Origin of the sequence: Candidatus Kurthia intestinigallinarum (assembly GCF_003991225.1) — a bacterium.
GTDB classification, from domain to species: Bacteria; Bacillota; Bacilli; order Bacillales_A; family Planococcaceae; genus Kurthia; species Kurthia populi.
The window spans coordinates 1-1,275 of the sequence record NZ_JTFC01000244.1; the positions used below are offsets into that span (position 1 = coordinate 1).

Here is a 1,275-nt window from a genome sequence, read left to right on the forward strand (position 1 = left end):
AGAAGATTTCGAAAATCTGTTAAATGGTGAAGGAGATATTTTGAACAACATTGAAAAAATCCTGCAGCTTTATGGCATTGAGAATAAGTTCTATTTTCATCAGAAAGATTTTAAATTACCAGAACGTCCGCGTAATCGATTAATAACAGATCTTCCTTCGATTCATCGAGAAGAAGTTAAAAATGAAGAAACAGATTTTAAATTGACGATGGAAATGTTAGATGATTTTGTAAATATATTTGAACTTTTGAAGGCCAATCAAGTAAATAAAGTTAACTATAAATAAGAGTAGACAAAATCGGCTACTCGGTACGATAAATGTATCAATCAAACGAGATGCTATTTCTATGCCTACAAATAAATTAACCATTGTCTTAGTTAAACTATATCTCTTTCCAGCTGAAGCTGAAACGCTCCATTCCGCTCATGATGCAGCTGGATCAAGTTATATCATCGAAACCGCTGAAACCGAAATTTCCCTCTTCAATGACGTAAATCAGTGCATCATCTACTATTGTCAATCTTAACCATTTGTATTCCTACTCAAAGAAAAATAATTAGTGAATCTAAAAATAAGCATATTTCTGCAATTAATCTTTCTAATGGAAAAATCATACAAAATATAATTAGCTTCTATAAAATAAATTGTATTTTTTTAGAGGTAAAGTAAATAAAAAACCATTGAGTCCTATCATTACTAACACTCAATGGTTTTTCACTTTTAATTACTGATTTACTTGTTATATTAGTGCTATTTAATAGCCCATCAAATCTTTTATTTTTTCCGTATTATCTGATGAAGTTAACATTTCTAATAATGTAAAAGCTACTTCCATCGCAGTACTTGGGTTAGCAGATGTAATAATATTGTCATCTACTACAATACGATCTTTACTAATAGCTACACCATAGGTTGCAAGTTGTGCGAGACGCTGACTTGTAGGGTGATTGTATGTCGTTGCGCGTCGCTCTTTTAATACACCGCTATGAGCAACAGCAAGTGCTGCAACACAAATCGAAGCAATCGGCTTATGTTGGTCATTAAAATGACGAATCACTGTACCAAATTGTTCACTAAAGGCATCATCATAAAAGTCTGCTTCTTCAAAACCTCCTGGAATCGCAAGTGCATCAAATTCATCTAAATTTAAATCCATCAATAATTTTTCCGGTGTCACACAGAAATTCCAAGTAGCCTTTAACTCTTTATGTAAGCCAGCTGTCACAACAACCGTTGAACCATCCCCTTCAAGCTGATTCCAACCAAGTACATCC

The 1,275-nt window shown here is 33.3% G+C and carries 2 protein-coding genes; one reads left to right on the top strand and one right to left on the bottom strand.

Annotation, left to right across the window (positions count from 1 at the left end; all coding sequences use genetic code 11):
• On the top strand, nucleotides 1-286 hold a 286-nt coding region (locus tag QI30_RS20200), incomplete at its 5' end, for a hypothetical protein (protein WP_233600660.1).
• A gap of 469 nt (nucleotides 287-755) precedes the next feature.
• On the opposite strand, the gene QI30_RS20205 is transcribed toward QI30_RS20200, so the two are convergent.
• Nucleotides 756-1,275 (bottom strand): DJ-1/PfpI family protein (locus tag QI30_RS20205; protein ID WP_148113937.1); only part of this gene is annotated, 520 nt, incomplete at its 5' end.